We start from the raw sequence: 366 nt of genomic DNA, 5'->3' as shown, positions 1-366 counted from the left end.
CACGTTTGTTAATTAAAGGCTATTTAGATTTAATTGCTGGACGTGATTTCAGATTGTTGATGCGCAAAACCAAACTAAAAGAAAATGAGTTGCGTGATGCAATCACCCTAATCCAGTCACTCAATCCTCGTCCGGGCTTATTAATTACCGCCATGGATGATGAATTCGTCATTCCAGATGTTACCGTATTAAAGAAAAATGGCCGTTGGGTTGTAGAGTTAAACCCAGACAATATGCCTAAAATTGGTGTTAATCAGCAATATGCTGCAATGGCTAGAAGCAGCAAAAACCCGTCTGATAGCCAATTTATTCGAGGCCACCTGCAAGAAGCTAAATGGTTTATTAAAAGTATCGAAAGCCGCAATG

General features: G+C 39.6%; 1 protein-coding gene. It reads left to right on the top strand.

Annotation, left to right across the window (positions count from 1 at the left end):
- Positions 1 to 366, top strand: a 366-nt coding sequence (locus tag H5202_RS23715) for an RNA polymerase factor sigma-54 (protein WP_443019481.1), incomplete at both ends; no start/stop codon positions are given.

Source organism: Shewanella sp. SG41-4 (assembly GCF_014164505.1).
In the GTDB taxonomy this organism is placed as follows: domain Bacteria; phylum Pseudomonadota; class Gammaproteobacteria; order Enterobacterales; family Shewanellaceae; genus Shewanella.
Note: the sequence above shows the minus strand (reverse complement) of the source record. Positions and strands in the feature narration are given on the sequence as shown.